The organism is Burkholderia sp. Bp9143 (genome assembly GCF_003853645.1).
Classification (GTDB): Bacteria; Pseudomonadota; Gammaproteobacteria; order Burkholderiales; family Burkholderiaceae; genus Burkholderia.
In genome coordinates this window covers 95,611-102,157 of the sequence record NZ_QTPO01000033.1, presented here as the reverse complement: position 1 = coordinate 102,157, position 6,547 = coordinate 95,611, and the positions used below count along the sequence as shown (strand labels likewise).

Sequence of the window (6,547 nt, the reverse complement as noted above, 5' to 3'; positions counted from 1 at the left end):
CACGGCCTCACGTACTCGGGCCATCCGGTCGCAGCCGCGGTGGCGGTCGCGAACCTGAAGCTGCTGCGCGACGAAGGGATCGTCGAGCGCGTGAAGCACGACACGGGCCCGTACTTCCAGGCGCTGATGCGCGAAACCTTCGCGCGTCATCCGATCGTCGGCGAAGTGCACGGCCACGGGATGGTCGCGAGCCTGCAGCTTGCCGAATCGCCGGCCGAACGCCGCCGCTTCGCGAACGGCGGCGACGTCGGCACGATCTGCCGCGACTTCTGCTTCAACGGCAACCTGGTCATGCGTGCGACGGGCGACCGGATGCTGCTGTCCCCGCCGCTCGTGATCTCGCGTCAGGAAATCGATGAACTCGTATCGAAGGCGAAGAAGGCCGTCGATGCGACCGCCCAGCAACTGGGCCTTTCGTAACGACTTTGCCTACAGGCGTGCGGCGGGTGCCGCACGCCGCCATAACCCAGGGGAATTCCACCATGCGTGCCTGCTTTCTTCGCCAAGCCTGTTCCGTCGCGGCCCTTGCCGCCGCGGCCGCGTTCACGTCAGTCGCCAGTCCGTCGGCGCATGCCGAGGACCTGAACGTCTACAACTGGTCCGATTACATCGCCCCCGACACGATCCCGAACTTCCAGAAGCAGACGGGCATCCACGTCAAGTACGACAACTACGACAGCGACGACACGCTGCAGGCGAAGCTGCTGGCGGGCAGCTCGGGCTACGACATCGTCGTGCCGACGTCGAACTACATGGCCAAGCAGATCCAGGCCGGCGTGTACCAGAAGCTCGACAAGTCGAAGATCCCGAACCTCGCGAACCTCGATCCGCTGCTGATGAAGATGATCTCGGACGCCGATCCGGGCAACCAGTACGGCGTCCCCTGGGCCTATGGCACGGACGGCATCGGCTACAACGCGCAGGCGGTGAAGAAGGCGCTCGGCGACAAGGCACCCGTCGACAGCTGGGCGCTGGTGTTCGACCCGGCCAACATGGAAAAGCTGAAAGGCTGCGGCGTGTCGTTCCTCGACCAGGCCGTCGACGTGTTCGCGGCCACGCTGCAGTACATGGGCAAGGATCCCAACAGCAAGAACCCCGGCGACTACCAGGCTGCGTTCGAAGTCCTGAAGAAAGTCCGACCGTACATCACCCAGTTCAACTCGTCCGGCTACATCAACGACCTCGCGAACAACGACGTGTGCGTCGCGCTCGGCTGGTCGGGCGACGTCGGCATCGCGCACCGCCGCTCGTCCGAGGCGAAGCGCTCGTATGACATCAAGTTCTCGAACCCGAAGGAAGGCGGCCTGCTGTGGTTCGACGTGATGGTGATCCCGAAGGATGCACCGCACCCCGAGGCCGCGCTGAAGTGGATCAACTACGTGTCCGACGCGAAGGTCAACGCGGCGATCACCAACACGGTGTTCTACCCGACCGCGAACAAGGCCGCGCACCCGTTCGTCACGCCGGCCGTCGCGCAGGACCCGACCGTCTACCCGCCCGAGGACGTGCTGAAGAAGATGGTGCTGATGAAGCCGATGCCGGCAGACATCCTGCGCCTCGAGAACCGTCTGTGGGCGCAACTGAAGACGGGCCACTGATCGCAACCCATCACGGCGGCGCAGGCATCGGCTGAACGCCTGCCCCGCCCGAGATCCGCGGACCTTCCGTCCGCCCGCGCGCACCGCGCGCCCTGTTCCATCCGGCACGAGCCGTTGTCCGCGAGTCGCTTTGCGCGCCTCGTGCGGGGACGCTCACGCCTGCAATCCGTGAAGAACGAATGGTGACTCCCATGCAATCGATACCCTCTTCCGCTGCTGCACGCCACACCCAACCGGCCCCCGTGGCCCGCACGAAGAACGACGCGTTCGTGCGCATCGAAAACGTCGTGAAGAAGTTCGGCGACAGCACGGCCGTCGACAACGTGAACCTGACGATCGCGAAGAACGAGCTGTTCGCGCTGCTCGGCAGCTCGGGCTGCGGCAAGTCGACGCTCTTGCGCATGCTCGCCGGGCTCGAGACGGCCACCTCCGGCAAGATCTTCGTCGACGGCGAGGACCTTGCCTCGCTGCCGCCGTACCGTCGTCCGGTCAACATGATGTTCCAGTCGTATGCGCTGTTCCCGCACATGTCGGTCGAATCGAACGTCGCGTTCGGCCTGAAGCAGGAAGGCACGCCGAAGAACGAGATCAAGGAACGCGTGGCGGATGCGCTCGCGCTCGTGCAGATGAGCAAGTACGCGAAGCGCAAGCCGCACCAGCTGTCCGGCGGCCAGCAGCAGCGCGTCGCGCTCGCGCGCTCGCTCGTCAAGCGTCCGAAGCTGCTGCTGCTCGACGAGCCGATGTCCGCGCTCGACAAGAAGATCCGCCAGAAGACCCAGCTCGAACTCGTGAACATCATCGAGAAGGTCGACGTGACCTGCGTGATGGTCACGCACGACCAGGAAGAAGCGATGACGATGGCAAGCCGCCTCGCGGTGATGAGCGAAGGCAAGATCGTGCAGATCGGCTCGCCGGGCGAAGTGTACGAATACCCGAACAGCCGCTTCTCGGCCGAGTTCATCGGCTCGACGAACCTGTTCGAGGGGCGCGTGGTCGAGGACGAACCCGATCACATCTTCGTCGAGAGCGACGACCTCGAAGCGCGGATGTACGTGAGCCACGGCGTGACCGGTCCGCTCGGCATGCCTGTCGGTATTTCCGTGCGGCCGGAACGCGTGCACGTATCGCGCGACAAACCCGGCTCGCATCACAACTGGGCACGCGGCGTCGTGACCGACATCGCGTACATGGGCAGCTACTCGCTGTATCACGTGCGCTTGCCGAGCGGCAAGACGGTTGTGTCGAACCTGTCGAGCTCGCACCTGATGCATGACGGTGCGCCGTCCTGGAACGACGACGTGTTCGTGTCCTGGTCGCCGGCCAGCGGCGTCGTGCTGACGCAGTGAGGGCGACATGATGAGAACTTCCGCTTCCACTCCGTCCGCGCCGGTTCCGACCGGTGCTCCCGCTACGACACAGGCCGCCCGGCGCCGCGGCCGCTTCGCCGCGCTGTCGCGCTTCCTGCCGTCGGGCCGCGGCGTCGCGATCGGCGTGCCGTTCCTGTGGCTCACGATCTTCTTCGCGCTGCCGTTCGTGCTGGTGTTCAAGATCAGCTTCGCCGACCAGGTGATGGGCATCCCGCCCTACACGTCGCTCGTCGAGATCAAGGACGGCGTCGTGCACTTCGCACTGCAGCTGTCTCACTACGCGTTCCTGCTGCAGGACGACCTGTACATCGCGACCTACCTCAGCTCGCTGAAGATGGCCGCCGTGTCGACGCTGCTGTGCTTGCTGATCGGCTATCCGATGGCGTACTACATCGCGCGCTCGGAGCCGGGCCGCCGCAACGTGCTGATGATGGCCGTGATGCTCCCGTTCTGGACGTCGTTCCTGATCCGCGTGTACGCATGGATCGGCATCCTGAAGGACGACGGCCTGCTGAACCACGCGCTGATCGCGCTGGGCATCATCCACACGCCGCTGCGCTTGTATCACAGCGACGCGGGCGTCTACATCGGGATGGTCTATTCGTACCTGCCGTTCATGGTGATGCCGCTCTACGCGCACCTCGTGAAGATGGACCTCACGCTGCTCGAGGCCGCGTACGACCTGGGCGCCAAGCCGTGGGTCGCGTTCACGCGCATCACGCTGCCGCTGTCGAAGAACGGGATCATCGCCGGCAGCCTGCTGGTGTTCATTCCGGCGGTCGGCGAGTACGTGATTCCGGAACTGCTCGGCGGCGCCGACACGCTGATGATCGGTCGCGTGATGTGGGACGAGTTCTTCAACAACATGGACTGGCCGATGGCGTCCGCGGTGACGGTCGCGATGGTGCTGCTGTTGCTGGTGCCGATGGCGCTGTTCCAGTACTACCAGGTCAAGGAACTGGAGGAAGCGAAATGATCAAGCCGAGCAAACCGCTGTCGACGGGCGTTCTCGCCTTCGGCTTCCTGTTCCTGTACATCCCGATCATCAGCCTGGTCGTGTACTCGTTCAACGAGTCGAAGCTGGTGACGGTGTGGTCGGGCTTCTCGCTGAAGTGGTACGCGGCGCTATGGCAGGACGACGAGCTGCTGACGGCCGCGTGGCTGTCGCTGAAGATCGGCCTCCTGACGGCCACCGCGTCGGTCGTGATCGGCACGTGGGCGGGCTTCGTGCTCGCGCGCTTCGGCCGCTTCAAGGGCTTCACGCTGTACACGGGGATGATCAACGCGCCGCTGGTGATTCCGGAGGTGATCCAGGGGATCTCGCTGCTGCTGCTGTTCGTTGCGCTGGAGCAGATGTTCGGCTGGCCGAAGGGGCGCGGGATGGTGACGATCTGGATCGGTCACGTGATGCTGTGCGTGTCGTACGTGGCGATCATCGTGCAGTCGCGCGTGAAGGAGATGAACAAGTCGCTGGAAGAAGCGGCGCTGGATCTGGGTGCGACGCCGCTGAAGGTGTTCTTCGTGGTGACGCTACCGCTGATCTCGCAGGCGCTGCTGTCGGGCTGGCTGCTGTCGTTCACGCTGTCGATCGACGACCTGGTGCTGTCGGCGTTCCTGTCGGGGCCCGGCTCGACGACGCTGCCGCTGGTGGTGTTCTCGCGCGTGCGGCTCGGGCTGAACCCGGAGATGAACGCACTGGCGACGCTGTTCATCACGGCCGTGACGATCGGCGTGATCGTCGTGAACCAGATGATGATCGCGCGCGAACGGCGCCGGGTGGCCGACATGAAGGCGGCGTTCGCGGCGGCCTGACGCCCCTCTTCCCTTTCCCTCGATAACAAGACCCGCGCGCCGCGTGATGCGGCGCGCCAACCGAGCACACATTGACAGGCGCACGACAAGGAGAATCCGCAATGAAGAAGAAACTGATCTGCCTGCTGGTGGCCGGCGCGTTGCCGGGCATCGCGCTGGCCGACTCGACCTCCGCCGAAATCAAGGCACTGCAGGCGCAGGTCGCCGCGCTGCAGAAGCAGATGAAGGCCATGCAGGCGCAGCTCGCCGCGAAGCCGGGCGGCGCGCCGGTCGCGCAGGCCGGCGGGACCGCCGCGGCGAAGCCGGCGATCGTGGCCGCCGATCCGTCCTCGCCGGACTACGGCCGCGCCCAGGCCGCGCTGACCAACGACGAAGTCAGCGAAATGAAGCAGCAGATCGCGAACCAGCAGCTGAAGGTCGACTCGCTGACGGACGCGGCCAACACCGGGCCGCTCGCGGGCCTGTCGGTGACGGGCTACCTCGACCCGACCTACATCTACAACCGCGCGGCCGGCACGTCGTCGTTCCTGTTCGCGAACCACGAGAACGCGTACAACTACTTCAACAGCACGTTCGGCGACCTCTACCTCGACATCAAGAAGACGTTCGGCGTCGGCCCGATGGCGCCGTCAGCGGAGATCACGCTGATGCCGAACCGCGGCAACGGCATCACGCTGCTGCAGAACTCGCGCGGCTCGATCACCGACAACCTGCTGAACACCGCGGTCATCAACGTGCCGATCAGCGCGACGACGACGCTCGTCGCCGGCCTGATCCCGAGCTTCGGCGGCTACGAGGTGCAGCAGTCGAACCAGATGCTCACGCTCACGCACAACCTGCTGTACGACTTCTCCGATCCGGGCAGCTACGTCGGCGCGGGCGCGAACTACACGAAGGGCAACTGGGCGTGGAAGTTCTTCCTCGGCAACGAGCAGTACCGCACGTACGGTTCGGTCACGCAGACGGGCACCAATGCGCTCGGCGATCCGATCACGACCAGCAACAAGGTACCGACCTTCACCGCGCGCGCGGACTACACGTGGTCCAGCGCGCTCGACATCGGCGGGTCATTCAATATCGGCCGCCAGACGCTGCCGAGCGCGATCGACCCGACGACCGGCAACGTGTCGTACGGTGTCGGCGGCGCCGCGCCGAGCGCATACGGCACGTTCTTCTTCGGCGAAGTCGACGCGACCTACACGCTTGCCGACATCCAGTACAACGCCGAACTCGACTACGGCCAGCAGCAGCATGCGGCGTACAACGGCGGGCTCGCGCAGTGGTACGGCCTGTCGCTGCTCGCGCACCGCAAGTTCAACGCGCCGGTGGTCGGCCGCATGGGCGTGACGCTGCGCTACGATGCGCTCGTGAACAGCAAGAACGGCGGCGGCGGCGGCGGCATCGCGCTGAACGGCAACGGGATGGATCCGAGCAACGGCTTCGGCGTCGATGCGGACTGCCTCGCGACGTCGAAGGCGAACGGCGGCCTGGGCTTCGACTGCAAGGGGGCGATCCGCCAGGACGTCGCGCTCGACCTGCTGTTCTATCCGACGCAGCAGATCACCGTGAAGGTCGAATACCGGCACGACTGGGCGAACAACAAGGTGTTCCTGCGGAACGACGGTTCGTACGGCAAGTCCAACGACCTGCTCGCGACGCAGTTCATCTATTCGTTCTGATGCAGGCCGCGCGGGACACCGTGCCGCAAGAATGGCGTCCCGCGCCGTTTCACCCGGCCGGCTCGCGGTGCGTCGCGCACCGCCGCCGGCC

General features: G+C 65.3%; 6 protein-coding genes. All 6 read left to right on the top strand.

Going from position 1 to position 6,547, the window contains the following annotated elements; genetic code table 11:
- On the top strand, positions 1 to 420 hold a 420-nt coding region (locus tag DIE23_RS24155), incomplete at its 5' end, for an aminotransferase class III-fold pyridoxal phosphate-dependent enzyme (protein ID WP_124614441.1).
- A gap of 62 nt (positions 421 to 482) precedes the next feature.
- Positions 483 to 1,598, top strand: a complete 1,116-nt coding sequence (locus DIE23_RS24150) for a polyamine ABC transporter substrate-binding protein (protein ID WP_124614440.1) — start codon at positions 483 to 485, stop codon at positions 1,596 to 1,598.
- 191 nt (positions 1,599 to 1,789) lie between these two features.
- Positions 1,790 to 2,944 (top strand): ABC transporter ATP-binding protein, encoded by a 1,155-nt coding sequence (locus DIE23_RS24145; protein WP_124614439.1) that lies wholly within the window; start codon positions 1,790 to 1,792, stop codon positions 2,942 to 2,944.
- A 10-nt stretch (positions 2,945 to 2,954) separates the two neighbouring features.
- Entirely contained in the window at positions 2,955 to 3,941 is a 987-nt protein-coding gene (locus DIE23_RS24140) for an ABC transporter permease subunit (RefSeq protein WP_124614442.1), read from the top strand.
- The gene (locus DIE23_RS24135) at positions 3,938 to 4,777 is read left to right on the top strand and encodes an ABC transporter permease subunit (RefSeq protein WP_044847895.1); all 840 of its coding nucleotides are present in this window, start codon (positions 3,938 to 3,940) and stop codon (positions 4,775 to 4,777) included. Before DIE23_RS24140 ends, DIE23_RS24135 begins: the two co-directional genes overlap by 4 nt.
- Positions 4,778 to 4,878: 101 nt before the next feature.
- Entirely contained in the window at positions 4,879 to 6,456 is a 1,578-nt protein-coding gene (locus DIE23_RS24130; protein WP_124614438.1) for a DUF3138 family protein, read from the top strand.
- Positions 6,457 to 6,547: the final 91 nt, after the last annotated feature.